The sequence below is a fragment of the Mesorhizobium sp. ISC11 genome, assembly GCF_037162595.1.
GTDB lineage: Bacteria > Pseudomonadota > Alphaproteobacteria > Rhizobiales > Rhizobiaceae > Mesorhizobium > Mesorhizobium ciceri.
In genome coordinates this window covers 1,182,950-1,198,728 of record NZ_JAVSPW010000001.1, presented here as the reverse complement: position 1 = coordinate 1,198,728, position 15,779 = coordinate 1,182,950, and the positions used below count along the sequence as shown (strand labels likewise).

General features: G+C 61.4%; 22 protein-coding genes. 8 read left to right on the top strand and 14 right to left on the bottom strand.

The genetic code is table 11. The features are described from left to right. Positions 1–37: 37 nt before the first annotated feature. From RPF88_RS06040 to gatB, 4 genes are all read right to left on the bottom strand, one after another. Positions 38–454 carry a hypothetical protein gene (locus tag RPF88_RS06040; protein ID WP_013531350.1) on the bottom strand — a complete coding sequence of 139 codons (417 nt, stop codon included), beginning with the start codon at positions 452–454 and terminating at the stop codon, positions 38–40. Between the two features lie 27 nt (positions 455–481). Then, entirely contained in the window at positions 482–1,180 is a 699-nt protein-coding gene (locus RPF88_RS06035; protein WP_013531349.1) for an AIM24 family protein, read from the bottom strand. A gap of 161 nt (positions 1,181–1,341) precedes the next feature. Beyond that, positions 1,342–1,836, bottom strand: coding sequence for a GNAT family N-acetyltransferase (locus tag RPF88_RS06030; protein WP_013531348.1), 495 nt, complete (start codon positions 1,834–1,836; stop codon positions 1,342–1,344). 4 nt (positions 1,837–1,840) lie between these two features. After that, positions 1,841–3,340: an Asp-tRNA(Asn)/Glu-tRNA(Gln) amidotransferase subunit GatB gene (gene gatB / locus RPF88_RS06025; RefSeq protein ID WP_063172302.1), complete on the bottom strand. Its 1,500-nt coding sequence runs from the start codon at positions 3,338–3,340 to the stop codon at positions 1,841–1,843. Positions 3,341–3,694: 354 nt separating this feature from the next. Between gatB and RPF88_RS06020 the strand changes: the two genes are divergently transcribed. Further along, positions 3,695–3,997 (top strand): YjhX family toxin, encoded by a 303-nt coding sequence (locus tag RPF88_RS06020; RefSeq protein ID WP_013531345.1) that lies wholly within the window; start codon positions 3,695–3,697, stop codon positions 3,995–3,997. Between the two features lie 47 nt (positions 3,998–4,044). On the opposite strand, the gene RPF88_RS06015 is transcribed toward RPF88_RS06020, so the two are convergent. Continuing rightward, positions 4,045–4,476 carry a CBS domain-containing protein gene (locus RPF88_RS06015; protein ID WP_013531344.1) on the bottom strand — a complete coding sequence of 144 codons (432 nt, stop codon included), beginning with the start codon at positions 4,474–4,476 and terminating at the stop codon, positions 4,045–4,047. Between the two features lie 87 nt (positions 4,477–4,563). Continuing rightward, positions 4,564–5,322, bottom strand: coding sequence for a rhomboid family intramembrane serine protease (locus tag RPF88_RS06010; protein WP_013531343.1), 759 nt, complete (start codon positions 5,320–5,322; stop codon positions 4,564–4,566). A gap of 388 nt (positions 5,323–5,710) precedes the next feature. Between RPF88_RS06010 and RPF88_RS06005 the strand changes: the two genes are divergently transcribed. From RPF88_RS06005 to RPF88_RS05995, 3 genes are all read left to right on the top strand, one after another. Beyond that, positions 5,711–6,343, top strand: coding sequence for a PAS domain-containing protein (locus RPF88_RS06005; protein ID WP_013531342.1), 633 nt, complete (start codon positions 5,711–5,713; stop codon positions 6,341–6,343). Positions 6,344–6,526: 183 nt separating this feature from the next. Further along, positions 6,527–7,144 (top strand): PilZ domain-containing protein, encoded by a 618-nt coding sequence (locus tag RPF88_RS06000; RefSeq protein WP_013531341.1) that lies wholly within the window; start codon positions 6,527–6,529, stop codon positions 7,142–7,144. A gap of 241 nt (positions 7,145–7,385) precedes the next feature. After that, positions 7,386–7,994: a transglutaminase-like cysteine peptidase gene (locus RPF88_RS05995; protein ID WP_013531340.1), complete on the top strand. Its 609-nt coding sequence runs from the start codon at positions 7,386–7,388 to the stop codon at positions 7,992–7,994. Positions 7,995–8,129: 135 nt separating this feature from the next. On the opposite strand, the gene RPF88_RS05990 is transcribed toward RPF88_RS05995, so the two are convergent. Together RPF88_RS05990 and RPF88_RS05985 are read right to left on the bottom strand one after the other, a co-directional pair. Next, positions 8,130–8,669 (bottom strand): gamma carbonic anhydrase family protein, encoded by a 540-nt coding sequence (locus RPF88_RS05990; RefSeq protein ID WP_024503875.1) that lies wholly within the window; start codon positions 8,667–8,669, stop codon positions 8,130–8,132. 19 nt (positions 8,670–8,688) lie between these two features. Then, positions 8,689–9,030, bottom strand: coding sequence for a DUF6949 family protein (locus RPF88_RS05985; RefSeq protein WP_337121959.1), 342 nt, complete (start codon positions 9,028–9,030; stop codon positions 8,689–8,691). Between the two features lie 125 nt (positions 9,031–9,155). Here RPF88_RS05985 and RPF88_RS05980 point away from each other — a divergent pair, with 125 nt between their 5' ends. Continuing rightward, positions 9,156–9,881, top strand: a complete 726-nt coding sequence (locus RPF88_RS05980) for a hypothetical protein (protein WP_024503873.1) — start codon at positions 9,156–9,158, stop codon at positions 9,879–9,881. 62 nt (positions 9,882–9,943) lie between these two features. Here RPF88_RS05980 and RPF88_RS05975 read toward each other — a convergent pair whose 3' ends face one another. Both RPF88_RS05975 and cysE read right to left on the bottom strand, forming a co-directional pair. Continuing rightward, the gene (locus tag RPF88_RS05975) at positions 9,944–10,147 is read right to left on the bottom strand and encodes a DUF3126 family protein (protein WP_013531334.1); all 204 of its coding nucleotides are present in this window, start codon (positions 10,145–10,147) and stop codon (positions 9,944–9,946) included. 311 nt (positions 10,148–10,458) lie between these two features. Next, positions 10,459–11,307: a serine O-acetyltransferase gene (gene cysE, locus RPF88_RS05970; RefSeq protein WP_013531333.1), complete on the bottom strand. Its 849-nt coding sequence runs from the start codon at positions 11,305–11,307 to the stop codon at positions 10,459–10,461. 147 nt (positions 11,308–11,454) lie between these two features. Between cysE and RPF88_RS05965 the strand changes: the two genes are divergently transcribed. Then, a complete protein-coding gene (locus RPF88_RS05965; RefSeq protein ID WP_337121947.1) occupies positions 11,455–12,057 on the top strand; it encodes an HD domain-containing protein in 603 nt (200 codons plus the stop codon). An 85-nt stretch (positions 12,058–12,142) separates the two neighbouring features. Here the strand turns inward: RPF88_RS05965 and RPF88_RS05960 are convergent, their stop codons facing one another. Genes RPF88_RS05960 through RPF88_RS05950 form a run of 3 tightly spaced genes read right to left on the bottom strand, consistent with a single transcriptional unit; the run spans position 12,143 to position 14,112 of the window. Further along, entirely contained in the window at positions 12,143–12,910 is a 768-nt protein-coding gene (locus RPF88_RS05960; protein WP_337121945.1) for an alpha/beta fold hydrolase, read from the bottom strand. A 20-nt stretch (positions 12,911–12,930) separates the two neighbouring features. Next, positions 12,931–13,491: a DUF192 domain-containing protein gene (locus RPF88_RS05955; RefSeq protein ID WP_337121944.1), complete on the bottom strand. Its 561-nt coding sequence runs from the start codon at positions 13,489–13,491 to the stop codon at positions 12,931–12,933. Between the two features lie 24 nt (positions 13,492–13,515). Then, positions 13,516–14,112 carry a cold-shock protein gene (locus RPF88_RS05950; RefSeq protein WP_013531329.1) on the bottom strand — a complete coding sequence of 199 codons (597 nt, stop codon included), beginning with the start codon at positions 14,110–14,112 and terminating at the stop codon, positions 13,516–13,518. 217 nt (positions 14,113–14,329) lie between these two features. On the opposite strand from RPF88_RS05950, the gene gloA reads away from it, so the two are divergent. Then, positions 14,330–14,770: a lactoylglutathione lyase gene (gene gloA, locus RPF88_RS05945; protein ID WP_063172309.1), complete on the top strand. Its 441-nt coding sequence runs from the start codon at positions 14,330–14,332 to the stop codon at positions 14,768–14,770. 147 nt (positions 14,771–14,917) lie between these two features. Continuing rightward, positions 14,918–15,208 carry a DUF2218 domain-containing protein gene (locus RPF88_RS05940; protein WP_027160411.1) on the top strand — a complete coding sequence of 97 codons (291 nt, stop codon included), beginning with the start codon at positions 14,918–14,920 and terminating at the stop codon, positions 15,206–15,208. Between the two features lie 8 nt (positions 15,209–15,216). Here the strand turns inward: RPF88_RS05940 and RPF88_RS05935 are convergent, their stop codons facing one another. Further along, complete coding sequence (locus tag RPF88_RS05935) at positions 15,217–15,777, bottom strand: DUF1697 domain-containing protein (RefSeq protein WP_337123854.1); 561 nt, start codon at positions 15,775–15,777, stop codon at positions 15,217–15,219. Between the last annotated feature and the right edge of the window lie 2 nt (positions 15,778–15,779).

Genomic DNA, 15,779 nt, shown 5'->3' with positions numbered 1-15,779 from the left:
CGAAGGCTCGATCCTCCGCGGCGGATTGCTGCCGCGCCTAGCTCTCGCTCTTTTGCCGGCCGGCCCTGACGATCAGGTGTCCCGCGACGATCCCAACCACCCCGGCAAAGGCTTTCACCAATGCATCGATGAGGCGTGCATGGCGACCGGGATCAATGAGCTGAAGCAGTTCCAGCATGCCGGCGATCACAGCCACGAAAATCACCACTTGATACAGTCGGTTGGGGAAGCCGACCGCCAGGGCGAAGCCCAGCAGGACATAAGCCAAGGCACGCTCGACATTTGCTTCAGCGAGGTGCGGCCGCATCTGGATCGGCGACAAGGTCGCGAAAATGATGATGGCGAGCAGCGCCAGCGCCGCAGTGCGGAACAATTTGGTCATGGCCCTTGCATATCCGTGGTGAGCCGGCACGGCAAACGCCGCGATGACGCATGGCCGGATCGTGGCCGCCATTGCTGCCCGCCAGTGGCCTTCGCCGAACTATTCCTCGGTCGGCATATGCAGATACATCGACTGGATGCCGACACGGCCCGGTCCGGTGAATCGGTTCACGATGAAATTCATGTTGGCGCCAAAGAAGCCGCTCGACAGGCGATCGATCTTGGTCTCCATCCTGACCGAGGCATCCTTGAACAGCCAGCCGCCCGGTTCGATGTCGATGGTTTCGCCGGCGGCGAGCGTCTTTTCGAAGACGTTGCCATAGCCGTGCAGCCAGACGATGCCATCGCCGGAATCACCGCGAAAGCGGTCGATGAAAAAGCCGCTCTGGCCGAACAGCATCGTCGCCAGGCCGCGCACCCGTTCGAAGGTGTAGTCGACATTGCCGGTGGCGGCGCGAAACTGGTGCTCGCGCACCTGGATCTCTTCGCCGTGCCTGAGATGGATCGGCACGATGTGGCCCGGCCCATCGCGGCTGAAGGCAATGATGCCCGCCCCCGACGCCTCGGTGACGAAGATCTGGATGCCGGCCATCATGCGCTTCAGGGCGCCCTTCAGCGATTTCAGGCCGATGGTGATGGTGGAATTCTTCCACAAAAGGATGTGGTGCTCGAAATAGACCGGCATGCGCGTGACATCGACCGAAAGCACCGGCACCAGCTCGCCCGCTATATGATAGGTGACGCTGCCAAAGGTCTCGTCCGACACCTGTGTCGGCATCAGTTCCGGCAAGCTTGGCATGACGATTCCCCAAGCTGCCTCGCATGCCACCGGTCAAACACCGATCATGGCTGGGGTCAGCGGCCACAGCTTTGCGCTCGATATTTGCGCCGTCAAATGAAAGCCGTGCGCTCGAGGGTCCACTCGCAACAACGTGATGCAATCGCGCGATCATCGAGCGCTCAGGCGGTCAGCATCCGCTCAAGAATCAACGCAGCAATACCGGACTGCGCCGGCCCATAATTGTCGGCCCGGCCAATCTCGGCAAAGCCGTTGGCCAGATAGAAGGCGACCGCACGCTTGTTCTGCTCCACGACCTCGATGCGTAGAGAGCGGGCTTCCGGAAAATTCTCGATCACCTCATCGAGCAACATCCCGCCGATGCCCCGGCCTTGCAGGTCGGGTGCGACATGGAGCTGTTGCAGGTCGACCACGGTGCCGCCTTCGACGCTTTCGGCATAGGCGACGCCGCCGATGCGCTTGCCGTCGTCGGCGACCAGGAATTCGGCATTCGGCCGCTCAAGGCTAGCTCTCAATTTCGCCGGCGAACACCAATCCTCGATGACCCGGTCGATCCGATCAGGGCCATAGACCGCGTCATAGGTCGTGTGCCAGGTTTCGACCAGCAGCGCCCGGATGGCCGTCAGATCACGTTCACCTGCGGTGCGGACAAACACCGCGCTACTCGATGCCCAGCTTGGTCTTGACGAGGTCGTTGACCGCTTGTGGATTGGCCTTGCCGCCGGTCACCTTCATCACCTGGCCAACGAACCAACCGGCCATGCTCGGCTTGGCGCGCGCCTGTTCGACCTTGTCGGGGTTGGCTGCGATCACCTCGTCTACGGCCTTCTCGATGGCGCCGGTGTCGGTGACCTGCTTCATGCCACGGCTCTCCACCAGCTGGCGCGGATCGCCGCCCTCATTCCAGACGATCTCGAACAGGTCCTTGGCGATCTTGCCGGAAATGGTGCCGTCCTTGATCAGATCGATGACCGCGCCAAGCTGCTCGGGAGAAACCGGAGCGTTTTCAATGTCTTTTCCGGCCTTGTTCAATTGCCCGAGCAGATCGTTGATGACCCAGTTGGCGGCGAGCTTGCCGTCGCGGCCGGCGGCCACCTTCTCGAAATAGTCGGCGATCGGCTTTTCCGAAACCAGGATCGAGGCGTCATAGGCCGACAGGCCGAGCGACGCGATCAGGCGCGCCTTCTTGTCGTCTGGCAGTTCCGGCAATTCCTTGGCCAGCGCATCGACATAGGCCTGGTCGAATTCCAGCGGCAAGAGGTCCGGATCGGGGAAGTAGCGGTAATCATGCGCCTCTTCCTTGGAGCGCATCGAACGCGTCTCGCCCTTGGCGGCGTCGAACAGCCGCGTCTCCTGCTCGATCTTGCCGCCATCCTCGAGAATGGCGATCTGCCGGCGCGCCTCGTAGTCGATGGCCTGGCCGATGAAGCGGATCGAGTTGACGTTCTTGATCTCGCAGCGCGTGCCGAACTCGCCGCCCGGCTTGCGCACCGAAACGTTGACGTCGGCGCGCATCGAACCTTCGTCCATGTTGCCGTCGCAGGTGCCGAGATAGCGCACGATGGTACGCAGCTTGGTGACATAAGCCTTGGCTTCGTCGGCCGAGCGCATGTCGGGCTTGGAGACGATCTCCATCAGCGCCACGCCGGAGCGGTTGAGATCGACATAGGACATGGTCACATGCTGGTCGTGCATCGACTTTCCGGCATCCTGCTCCAGATGCAGCCGCTCGATGCCGACCTCGATGTCCTCGAATTCGCCCTGACGATCGGGGCCAACGGAAACGATCACCGTGCCCTCGCCGACGATCGGCTGCTTGAACTGCGAGATCTGGTAGCCCTGCGGCAGGTCTGGATAGAAGTAGTTCTTCCGATCGAAGACCGACTTGTGGTTGATCTGCGCTTTCAGCCCAAGGCCGGTGCGGATCGCCTGCTTGACGCATTCCTCGTTGATGACCGGCAGCATGCCGGGCATCGCCGCATCGACCAGGCTGACATTGGCGTTGGGCGCCGCGCCGAAAGCGGTCGAGGCGCCGGAAAACAGCTTTGCTTCCGATGTAATCTGGGCATGGACCTCGAGGCCGATGATGATCTCCCAGTCGCCGGTGGCACCGGAAACAAGGCGCTTGGCGTCGGGCGTGCGGGTGTCGATGAGGGACATGGTGGCCTGCGTATTGGAACTGCGGATAATGCGTTTCGCACACTTTGGTGTGCAACTTCGCTAGTGCAAACCGCCAAAAGAGACAAGCGCCCAAAAAACACAAGCGCAAAGCCGCGGACTGGCCTTTTCAGCCGCGTTCGCCTATAGGAGGTCCATTCCAATGGAGAGTGGATGTCCACTTACGCTCAGTCCCGGTAAGGCCCTGACCTCTTGGCGAGGCAGGGCAGAAAACCTGAAACCCCGTGCCGCGAAGCTTCGCGGCGGCGGCATTTTTTGTTTTCCCGGAAAACTCTCACATGGATATTTCGCGCAGCGCATGACCCCGGAAATCGGTATCGATTTTCGGAAAGGATCATGCGCCAAATCATAAGTGCCACAGCGTCCTTTGCGCGTCCAAGAGGACGCGCGGCGCTGTGGAAACAGCGCATCCTGCACCTGCTCGCGCAGGGCGGACGCATTGAAATCGAAAAGAACGAGAAGAAACGGATCGCCTCCGTCAAATGCCTGACCCGCGACGGCTGGCATTATCCGGGCGTCGATCTCGAGCTGTTTCGAAAACTGAAGCGGAAGAAGGCTGTTTCTTCGTCTGACGGTGGACCCTACCGCATCACCCGGCGCGGGCTCGCACTCGTCCGCTCCGAACTCGACAACAGGTAACCACGGCTCCGCCGGTCGGTTCTCCGGCCGGCGGTTCGCCTCACCGCTCAGGCGGTGGCGATGTAGGCTCTGATCTCGTCGGCCTCGCGCTCGACATCCTCGATGCGGCGCTTGACCACGTCGCCAATGGACACGATGCCATCGAGCATGCCGTCCTTTTCCACCGGTAGATGGCGGAAGCGGCCTCGGGTCATGATCTCCATCACCTCGTTGACGGTGTGGTTTTCGTTGCAGATCTTCACTTTCGGCGTCATCGCCGAACGCACGGGGATATCGAGCGCGGCTCCACCTTCGCGGGCGACAACCCGGACGATGTCGCGCTCTGATAGGATGCCGACGATCTTGCGATCGCCATTGGTGATGACCAGCGCCCCGATCTTGTGCTCTGCCAGGATACGGATGGCTTCGCTAAGCTTTTCGTTCGGCCCGAGCGTCAACACGTCATGGCCTTTTCTCTCGAGAATTGCCTTAACCGTCATGGCGTCCTCCTCTGCTTTGCCTGCCGGTTCCTGCCCTGACCGGCCTTCACGTAAGAGTGAACATCGTGCGCCGTGATCGGTTGCATTTCAAGTGTGGTGGTCGGCCGTCTCCCATTCGGGCGCCTGCCATCTCCTGTCGAACCAGCGCAGGCCGAAGAAGCCGGCGACAAAGCCGCCAATATGGGCCTCCCAGGCGATCTGGCCGTCTACCCCCGGGGCAAAACCGAGCAGGCCGGTGGCGAGATTGATGACCATCCACATGGCAAGGAAAATCACGACACCGCGCAAGCGCAACACGAATGCGATCGGCAGCACCGGGCCGGCGAAGGCGGCCTTGCCGGCCGAACGATCGGTGCGGAAGCCAAAACGCGCCGCAGCCCCCATCATGCCTGATATCGCACCGGAAGCCCCGACCAGCGGCGCCTCACCGTAAGGATGCAGTGCCCAGAAAAGCGCGACCGAAGCCAGCCCGGTTGCGGCAAAGAACAGCGCGAACCACAGCGTTCCCAGACGGTTTGCCAATGGTGAACCAAACGCGGCGAGCCACACCATGTTGATGGCGATATGGGCAAAGCCGCCATGCATGAACGCGTAGGTGAAGGGCCGCGAAAACAGGAACCAGTCGAAGCCGTATTGCCCGGTGTAGAGAACGGGGATGAAGGCCCCGTCATACAGCAATGTCATCTGCTGGGATTCGCTCAACACATATTGCTGCAACAGATAGACGACGACGCAGATGCCGATCACCGCCAGCACGACGGGCGGCAGGTTGAACACCGGCTCGCGCCGCGGCTCGGGCGCGCCCTCGACCGGGTCGGCTTCCGAGGGAATTACCGGTTCACTCATTTGAAATTGCACTCACTGCGGGATTCCAGGTTCGAGCATCTAGATTAACGCGGACCGAACAGCAAACCGCGAATCATCTGGCGCGAATCAAAAAAGAAGCCGTTCAAGGTTTCCCTTGAACGGCCGGTCGAGCCCCCTGCTCCCCTAAAACTCTGACTGAAGTGCTGCCGATCGTCGCGAAACGACCGCTTCTGGAGTGGTTTTTGTGTGCCACGGGGCTCGCTCAGACGCAACGTAAACCACTTGTTAACCTTAACGGCCCCGACCCGTGAACAAGTGTTAACGACGCTGGCACGCTTCCTGCTCCGCAACGCATGTAGGTCCTCGGAGGGCGCCCTTCTGTTCACCGATGGGACATCAGACGACAGATTGCGCGGAGCAGCATAGCATGAACCAGAATGGATCGATCACGCTGTTCCAATATTGGAACCGCCTGCGTGATGGACGCCCCGCCCCGAAGCGTTCGGAGGTCGAACCGGCCGACATCAAGTCGCTGCTGGCCGACACCTTTATCCTGGAACGTGACACGCGCGGACAGGCCGTATTCCGGCTGGCCGGCACAAGGCTTTGCGCCTGCTACGGCCGCGAGCTCAAGGGGTTTTCCTTTCCATCGCTGTGGCGCGAGAAGGACCAGCGGCTCGTCTCGCGCCTGATCCATGGCGTGTTCGAGCAGAAATCGGTCGTGCTCATCAGCTATGAGGGCTTCAGCCGCAACGGGCGCTCCAATAAGTTCGAACTGCTTGCCCTGCCGCTGGACGGCGGCGTCGAAAATCCGCGCTGCCTGGGCGTCATCAGCGCCGTGGAGAAACCCTTCTGGCTGGGTGCCGATCCGATCACCGATGCGTTGATCGATTCAATCCGCGTCATAGATCCGGAGAAGGAGCTTCTGAACAATCGCCCGGCGATCGATGTTCCCTCGCTTGTTCCCTATGAACTTGGGGCACCCGAGACGATCTCGGCGCTCGGCCGGGTGCGTCGCATCCGTCATCTCGTCGTCTTCGATGGCGGGCGCGAGGAATAGTCCGCTGTTTTTTGAGACCTGATGCACGTCGCCCAAAACTGCGCGGCGGTTTTGGCACCACGGCCAGCAAAAAGGAAAACGCTGGAGCGCCCGCTTTTCCCCTTTGTTAACCCGCTTTGTTGTACTTCTGTGATGAAGTTCCTCGCATCGGCGCGCGGGATGCCAAACGGGGTGTAGGCAGTCATGAGGTCAGCGGCGGTCGACTATGCGCCGTCCCAAGCTGAAAGGCGAAACTTTCAGCGCGTCCGGGTTAAAATTTACGGACGCTTCATGCTGGAAGACCGCACCGAACATCCCTGCCAGGTCGTCGACATGTCACCGGGCAATGTCGCGTTTCGCACCGACCGCATCGGCATGCCCGGCGAAAAAATCATCGCCTACATCGATCATATCGGCCGCATCGAAGGCGTCGTCACACGCACCCTGCAGGACGGTTTCGCGATGACCGTCATTGCGTCGGATCGCAAGAAGGACAAGCTGGCCGCGCAATTGACCTGGCTGGCCAACAAGCATGAACTCGACCTGCCGGAAGATCGCCGCCACGAGCGCGTCGCACCGCGCAATCCGACAAGCGTGCTGCAGCTCACCGACGGCCGCCAGTACCAGTGCCGCATCATCGACCTTTCGCTCTCCGGCGCCGCTGTCGAAATCGACGTCAAACCGGCGATCGGCATCCAGGTCATGCTTGGCACCATGCGCGGGCAGGTCGTGCGTCATTTCGAGGATGGCGTCGCCATCGAATTCGCTGTGATCCAGCGTCCCGAAACGCTTGATTCCGAATTCAACACGCCACGCGCCTGAGCAGGCCCGACAGCAACATTCCAGGAACCGGCCCTTGCGGCCGGTTTTTTGTTTCTGGGAGCTTGTTTCTGGGAGCGCTCCGCGCCCGAGGTGGGAGCCTTCAGATCCAAACGAATTAATACTCAAATGATTCAAATTTTACGTTTATTCTATTGGACTTTTACTCAATATCTACTTCGCGCTTTTGCGTCAAATAAATCCACATGTGGCAATGTCTCCTTCGAACGGGGAGACCACAACAATGAAGAAAACGAGGGGCAAGCTGTTGCTGGCGGCAATGGCGATGCAGCTTTCCGCTTGGGGATCAGCATATGCCGCGGGACCGGCCTATATGCACACCGGCGGACGCACCACCCAGCCTGTTGGTCACTATGAGTTCTGCCAGCGCATTCCCGGCGAATGCAGCGAACGGACCCGCAGGGGTGCGCCGGTCGAACTGACCCGCAAGCTGTGGGCGACGATCGTCAACATCAACAATTCGGTCAACACCCGCATCAAGCCGCGCACCGACATGGAAAACTACGGTGTCGAGGAATATTGGGCCTATCCGGCCAATGGCTATGGCGATTGCGAGGATTACGCGCTGGAAAAGCGCCGCGAGTTGATGGATGCGGGCGTCCCCGCCGGCAATCTGCTGATGACGGTGGCGCGCCAGCCGAATGGCGACGGCCACGCGGTGCTGACCGTGCGCACCAGCCTCGGAGAATTCATCCTCGACAATCTTGAGACCAAGGTCCTGTCCTGGACGGACACCGACTACACCTATCTCAAGCGCCAGTCGGACCAGAATTCCGGCGTTTGGGTGACGATCAATGACGGCCGCTCCGACGCGGTCGCCAGCGTCCGCTGATTTAACAGAGATCAAGCGCGCCGCGTGAATGCGAGGCGCTTCAGGAGAAACCCGGTCGAGTCCCCACCCTCCCCGTCCCCAACGACCGGGTGAAAGGAGCCGGCCCCGTCCCCGGGCCGGCTCCGCCATTTCTGGCTATGGCCGTTCGAAAACCTTCTTCAACCCCGCCTTGAAGCGCTTGCCGTTGGCGACATAATGCGCCGCCGAGCCGCGCAACCTTGCCACGGCCGCGTCGTCCAGCACCCTGATCGCCTTGGCGGGCGAGCCGACGATCAGCGAATTGTCCGGGAATTCCTTGCCCTCGGTAACCAGCGCACCGGCGCCGACCAGGCAATTCCTCCCGATTTTCGCGCCGTTCAGCACGATGGCGCCCATGCCGATCAGGCTGTTGTCGCCGATCGTGCAGCCATGCAGCAAGGCGCGGTGGCCGATCGTGCAGCCTTCGCCGATCGTCAGCGGAAAACCGGGATCGGTGTGCATGACCGTATGTTCCTGCACGTTGGTGTCGGCACCGATGACGATGGGCTCATTGTCGCCGCGGATGACGGCGCCGAACCAGAAGCCGGCATTGCGTCCGACCCTGACGTCGCCGATCAGCGTCGCATCGGGCGCGATCCAGTTCGAGTCCGCATCGGCGAAGCTGGGCTCTGTTCCATCGATCGCATAAAGCGGCATTTCTGGTCTCCGAATCGTCTCAAGCTGGCAGCTCGGACCCTAGGAGACGGACCGACCATGAGGCAATGGCAAGCACGACGACGCCCAGCGCCCAGGTCCACGCAATTGCCGTGCAGCCGCAGGACATCAGCGCCAACGTTGAAATGCGGCGCTGACGCCGGGCATCGATGGCGTCGTTGACCAGCATGAACGGTCCCGCACAGGCCGTGGCGAGCAGCGAGCGCAAGACATGTGACGGCGACACATAGGGTTCGGTGAAGGCGACCTTGCGGCCCGACACCAGTTCCATGGCCGATCCGGCCAGCCCGCAGGCCGTCAACCCGACGGCAAAAGCAAAGAGTGTGAGTTCCAGCGGTCCCATCTTAACTTTCCGTTTACCATGAAATTGCACAGTCGTTCCATGCAGGCTGCAAGAGCCATGCCGTGCGATGTGTGCCGCCCGGGGACACTGGAGGCGGACGGGCGGCCCGAGATCCGAGGACTGAGATGAAGCAGGCAGCGCTCGCCAACGAACTCACCGTGGTCGATTCCACGCTGATGAAGCGGGTGCTCTACGGGTTCGCGGCGCTCGCCCTGTTGTCGGTGGCGATCAGCCTTGCCGGCAAATGGTTCGGCCATTCGATCGCCATGGCCGGATACACCGACGACGCAACGGCCCACCAGGTGGTGATCGGCAACAATGTCATCACGGTCCCGGCCAATGCCATCCGTTTCGCCCAGGCCCGGCGCGACGGCATCGCCTCGCGGCTCGACCTCTATCTGCGCTATCCCCAGATGGACGGCTACAGCGAGGCCGCGCGAGATGATTTCAACCATACGGGGACAGCCAAAAGCATCGTCTTCCTGTCCTTCGAACAGCAGATGATGTCGCGTGACATGAGCGGCCGCTTCGCGCCGATCTACAGCGCGCTGATCACCCGACCCGGCACTGCCGGGCCTGGCGGCACGATGATTTATGGTTTCAACGAGAAATCAGGCTATCTGAACGAGGTGCTGGTTGTCGGCAATCGCCCCGGCAAGGAGCCGTTCGTGGCCCGTTGCCTGAGCGGGCCGAGTGCCGACCAATCGCTGGCGCCTTGCGAGCGCGACATCCAGGTCGGCGACGAACTCAGCCTCACCTATCGCTTCCCAAGGGAGTTTCTGGGCGATTGGCAGGCGCTCGATGCGGCAATCGCAACCGAAGCCGGGCGCGTTCTGAAGGCGGGACGTTAAGAACGCTTCAAGGGAACCGGCTGGCCGGCCGCATGAGCCGGCCGACCGCAAGATTTGCTGGCTCAGGCCAGATCGATGTCGAGAATCGCCATCGAAAAATTGTAGTCGCCGTCGTCCTCGTCCTTGAAGACGATGCCGAGGAATTCGTCGCCGACATAGACCTCGGCCGAATCGTCCTTGCGCGGCCGCGCCTTGACCTCAAGCTTGGGGTTTTGGAAGACGCGCTTGAAATAGGCGTCCAGCTTTCTGATTTCGTCCGGCTTCAACAGTCTTCTCCGATCATCGGGCTTGCTCGTTCGAACGCGCTTCTGGCACGTCGACAATGGCGATGTAAAGGCAAGCGGCCTGATTAAGGTCTGTTGATATTCACGTGAGGCCGGCCTGCAAATGGCGGTTTCCTGCGCTTCCCCGTTCTACCGCGTCGCGGTAGAACTGTGCTCACGTACCCAAACGTACGCTCCGCTCCGGTTCTCGGAACCCACCATTTTCGGCTCGGCCTGACCTGAATCTCAAAAGACCTTGGGCGAGAACAATCGCCCATGTCTGCCCACGGCCTCAGGCAGCGGACATATGACAATCAGATGTCGAAACTGACGACCTGATCCATCGTCTGCGACGGCAAAAGCTGGTCCATCTGGCGCGACGGCTGATCGCAGCCGGTCTCGCCGACGACGCGGGCCGGCACGCCGGCAACCGTCTTGTTGTGCGGCACAGGCGACAGCACCACCGAGCCGGCCGCTATCTTCGAGCAATGGCCGATTTCGATGTTGCCGAGTATCTTGGCGCCGGCGCCGATCAGCACGCCGTAGCGGATCTTGGGGTGGCGGTCGCCGCCGGCCTTGCCGGTGCCGCCCAGCGTCACGCCATGCAGGATCGACACGTCATCCTCGATCACCGCCGTCTCGCCGACCACGAGGCCGGTTGCGTGGTCGATGAAGATGCCCTTGCCAATGCGGGCGGCCGGGTTGATGTCGGTCTGGAAGACCGAGGACGAGCGGCTCTGCAGATAGAGCGCGAAATCCTTGCGCCCCTGGTTCCACAGCCAATGCGCCAGCCGATGCGTCTGGATGGCGTGGAACCCCTTGAAATAGAGCACCGGCATGATGAAGCGGTCGCAAGCCGGATCGCGATCGTAATAGGCCTGGATGTCGACACGCACCGTCGTCGGCCACTCCTTGTCGTCGGCCAGCATGGACTTGAAGGTCTGGCGGATGAGATCGGAGCCGATGTCCTGGTGCGCCAGCCGCTCGGCCAGCCGATGAATGACTGCTTCTTCCAGGCTGTCCTGGTTGAGGATGGTCGAATAGAGAAATGCAGCGAGCAGCGGGTCGCGGTTGACAGCCTCCATGGCCTCGTCGCGGATCGAACGCCAGATCGGATCGACCGGCTTCAATGCGCTGTGTCGGGAAATGCTGATGCTGTTCATCGCCGTCTCGTCCTGCGTCCTGCCTGGCTTGCCTGTTGTGCTTGCCTGCTGCCCGGCCGCACATATAAGCCAGATCATAGCACGATTGAACTCAATTTTCCTTAGTGCTTTGTCAAATGGATTTGGTTCGCGGGAATTCAAGCAGCCATGGAAAACGAACCCTTGATCGACGACGCGCTGAAAAGCGAGCTCTCAGGGCTCTACCGGGCACAGGGCCGCCACTACCACAACCTTGCCCATATCGAGGCGATGCTGGCGCTGGCTGGCGACTATCGAAGGTTGCTGGCCGATCCCGAGGCGATCGAAGCGGCGATCTGGTTCCACGATGCCGTCTATGACAGCAAGGCCAAGGACAATGAGGCGCAAAGTGCCGCCCTTGCCGAGAAAAAGCTGGCGGGCCGCGCAGATCCTTCACGTATCAACCGCATCTCGGCAATGATCGTCGCCACCGCCACGCACCAGGTGCCGCCGTTCGACGCCGCGACGGCCACACGGGACGCAAGTCTTTTCCTGGATATGGACCTGTCGATCCTGGGTGCCGCACCGGACGCCTTCGACGCCTATGAGCGCGCCGTGCGGCGCGAGTACCACTGGGTGGAGGAGCCGATGTGGCGAGCCGGACGCAGTGCGGTCTTGAAGAGTTTCCTCGCCCGCCCGCATATCTTCCACACGCAAGAGTTTCGCCAGCGCTTCGAACCGCAGGCCCGGGAAAACATTGCGCGATCGCTCGCGGCCCTTGCAAACGGCTAAGGACAATCAGGATAGGCGCCTATCACGATGCCAAGCAGCCTCGTCCCCGACTACGGCACTGCTTCTCGCTGCCCTGGCCCTCCGCTCAGAGCGGATTTTCGGCATAGAACTCCAGCACGCGCTGCTTGAAGGTCTTGTCCCCGACGGCAAGCATATGATCGCGGCCCTCGATGTGGAAGGCCCTGGCGTTCGGCATCAACGCTGCAAGCTCATCGGGCGAGCCGCCTATGTCGTCGGTCGTGCCGACTGCGACCAGCGTCGGCTGGGCGATGCGGGCAACATCCTGCTCGCTCAGCAATTCGCGCGATTTGGCGATGCAAGCCGCCAAGGCACGGCGATCGCTGCGGGTCTGGTCGGCGAAGGCGCGAAACGACCGGCCGCGCGGATGGCTGGTCGCGGCCGGATCTTCGGCAAGCAGCGCGTCGGCAATCGGGTCCCAATCGCCGACACCGTCGATCATGCCGATGCCGAGGCCGCCGAAGACCAGCGTCGCCACCTTGTCCGGATCGGACAGCGCCATGAACGCCGCGATGCGCGCGCCCATGGAATAACCCATGACGTGGGCGCGCTCGATGCCGAGATGGTCGAGCAAGGCAGTGGCATCGGAGGCCATCTTGACCGGCGTATAGTCGGCCTCATCATAGCTCTTGGACGACGCGCCGTGGCCGCGATTGTCAAAGGCGATGGCGCGGTAACCGGCATCGTTCAGCGTCTTGAACCAGCCGGGCGACACCCAGTTGACATAGTGGCTCGAAGCGAAGCCATGGATCATCAGCACCGGATCGCCCTCCCCCGATGCTGGCTGGCGGTCGAGGAAGGCAAGGTCGAAGCCGTCATGGGTGAAAGACTGCATCTGCGATCCCGCCTGTGTGCTCAACCGCCACCGCCATTTGGCGCATCGCCATTGTCGGCTGGTGGCATGCCGGGGCCGGACACCGTGCCCACAGCCGGATGGCGCAAAAGGTCGCCATACTCGATGCCGCTCCTGGCGGCAGTGCCTGCCTTGAGCTCAAGCACGAAACGCACCGGTACACCAGGCGAAATGACGGCGTCTGATTGCGGCTCGCCGTGCTTGACCGCCCGGATCTTGCCATCCTGGCCGACAAAAATCAGATCAAGCGGCATCGGGGTGTTGTGCATCCAGAAGCCAACCTGCTGCTGGACCTCGAAGACGAACAGCATGCCGTGGTTGTCCGCCATGTCCTGGCGATACATCAAGCCAGCCTCGCGCTCCGCGGCGGTGTCGGCGACTTCGATGGAGAAAGAGCGGTCACCGCCTTTCGTCACCACGACCAATGGCGCCGGATCGGCCGGAAGGATCATCGCCCGGCTGTCCGCCGAGGTCGGCTTTTCGGAATAGAAGTAACCACCGGCGGCGGCGATGAAGGCAATCGCGCACATCGCGCCCGCGGTCAGCCAGTTCCTGTAAGCCATTCGAGATCCTCGGCCGGAAACGCCCTAGTGCGAGACCGGCAAGGTCCCCATATCGGGGTGAATTTCGGCGGCCATAAGGCCTTTGTCGCCGCGCCCGAAACGAACCAGCACGACCTGTCCGGGCCGAAGCTCGGTGACACCGTAACGGCGCAAGGTCTCCATATGGACGAAGATGTCCTCGGTACCCTCGCCGCGGGTGAGAAAACCAAACCCCTTGGTGCGGTTGAACCATTTCACCAAGGCGCGTTCGAGACCGCTCTCCGGCGTCACAGCGACATGGGTGCGCTGCTCCTGCATCTCGGCCGGGTGGACCGCGGTGGTGACATCCATGGAGAGCACACGGAAGGCCTGCAATCCGCGCTCGCCATGCTTGACGAGGCAGACCACGCGTGCGCCTTCCAGCGCCGTCTGAAAGCCGTCTCTTCGAAGACATGTCACATGAAGGAGGATGTCGCCCGAAATGCCGTCATCCGGGAGGATGAAACCATAACCCTTGGCCACATCGAACCACTTGATAGCGCCGGCTACTTCGAGCAGATCAGAAGCGTCGCCGCCTTCGTCACGCTGCAAGGCGTCGCCAAGGGTTCCGTCCCGCCCCATGAAAGAGGCCTTTTCCCCCATAAGAATGCCCCCTCTTTTCAAGAACACCGCAACTGATTCTTGCCAACAGATTAACACTGCGGCTTCCGGTGTGTGCAAGACCTGCCGTGCCTTTTTTCACGGTTCATTGGGGCAATACCGGATTTGTTCTTTGCCGGCATTGCGCACCGCCGCACGATTGCCCTTTGACAGGGCCGACCCTATGTTGCGCCGCAACGCAATTTATCGAGGAAATCACATGCGCTATCTGCACACCATGATCCGCGTCGCCGACGTCGATGCCTCGCTCGACTTCTACTGCAATAAGCTCGGCCTCAAGGAAGTGCGCCGCTACGAAAACGAGCAGGGCCGCTTCACGCTGATCTTCCTCGCCGCACCGGAAGACGAGGAGAGCGGCATCAATGAAAAGGCACCGCTGGTCGAACTGACCTACAATTGGGATCCCGAAGACTACAAGGGCGGGCGCAATTTCGGCCACCTCGCTTATGAGGTCGACGACATCTACGCCACCTGCCAGCATCTGATGGACAATGGCGTCACCATCAACCGGCCGCCGCGCGACGGCAACATGGCTTTCGTCAAGTCGCCGGACGGCATCTCGATCGAGCTTTTGCAGAAAGGCCCGGCCAAGGCCAAGGCTGAGCCTTGGGCTTCGATGGCGAACACCGGAAGCTGGTAGCCGATCACGCTGTCTTGAGCGGACAATGCCAGGCTGACGGCCCCGCTACCGTTTGGTTTTTCAGGGGCGGCGCCTATCTGTCTGGCTGAGGCGCCAGGCTTGGGCCGGCGCCCGGCCATGCAAAAGGGCGCTTGCCCAGGAGAATTCATGCCGACCAGCCATGCCGACGTCGCCACCGAACATGCCAGCCGCTACCTGCAGCAGTTGTGCAAGCACTGGGCACACAAATTCCCGGTCGAGTTCGATCCCACCCATGGCACCATCGATCTCTCAATGGGCCGTACCGTCATGGCTGCCGATGCCGCAGCGCTGCATGTCACGGTGTCGACTGACGAAGCAGGATCGATCGAGCGCCTGGAAAGCGTTGTCGCCGATCACATCAAGCGCTTTGCTTTCCGCGAAGAACTGACCTTCGACTGGAAACCAACTTCCGCCTAGCCGGCGAACTACTTCTCACCGGCGTGTGCGGCCATCTCCAGCAGCGCCTGCACCGAGCGCCAATTGCGCGCGGTGCCCGGCACTTTCAGCGTGCGCGGGATCAGCCCGGCAAACACCGATTTGCCCAGCCCATTCGGTGCGCTGAGGTAGAGCACATCGCCCTTGATCTCGAAGCGTTCGGGGCCGGTGCACTTTTCGGTCAGCCGCGCCACCTCATCGGCGGTCGGCTCGCGTTCCAGCACATAGGCGTGCAGCTTCGTGTGGTCCGCGGCAATTTCCGGATAGGGATTTTCGCGCACCAGCTTCTCGAACCAGGAGAGATCGCGCACCATGATGCGCGAACGGAACCCCCATTTCTTCTCGAAGGCTGCTTCGAGCAGGTTCGCCAGTGCCGCCGCGTCGCCTTTCTTCGCCCGGAACACGGCATTGCCGCTCTGCACGTAGGTGGCGACGTCGGAAAAGCCGAGGCCCTCGAAGAACGACCGCAGCTCCGCCATCTTGACGATGCGGTTGCCGCCGACATTGATGCCGGAAAACAGCGCGACGAAGATTTTTCCCGGATCAACCATTC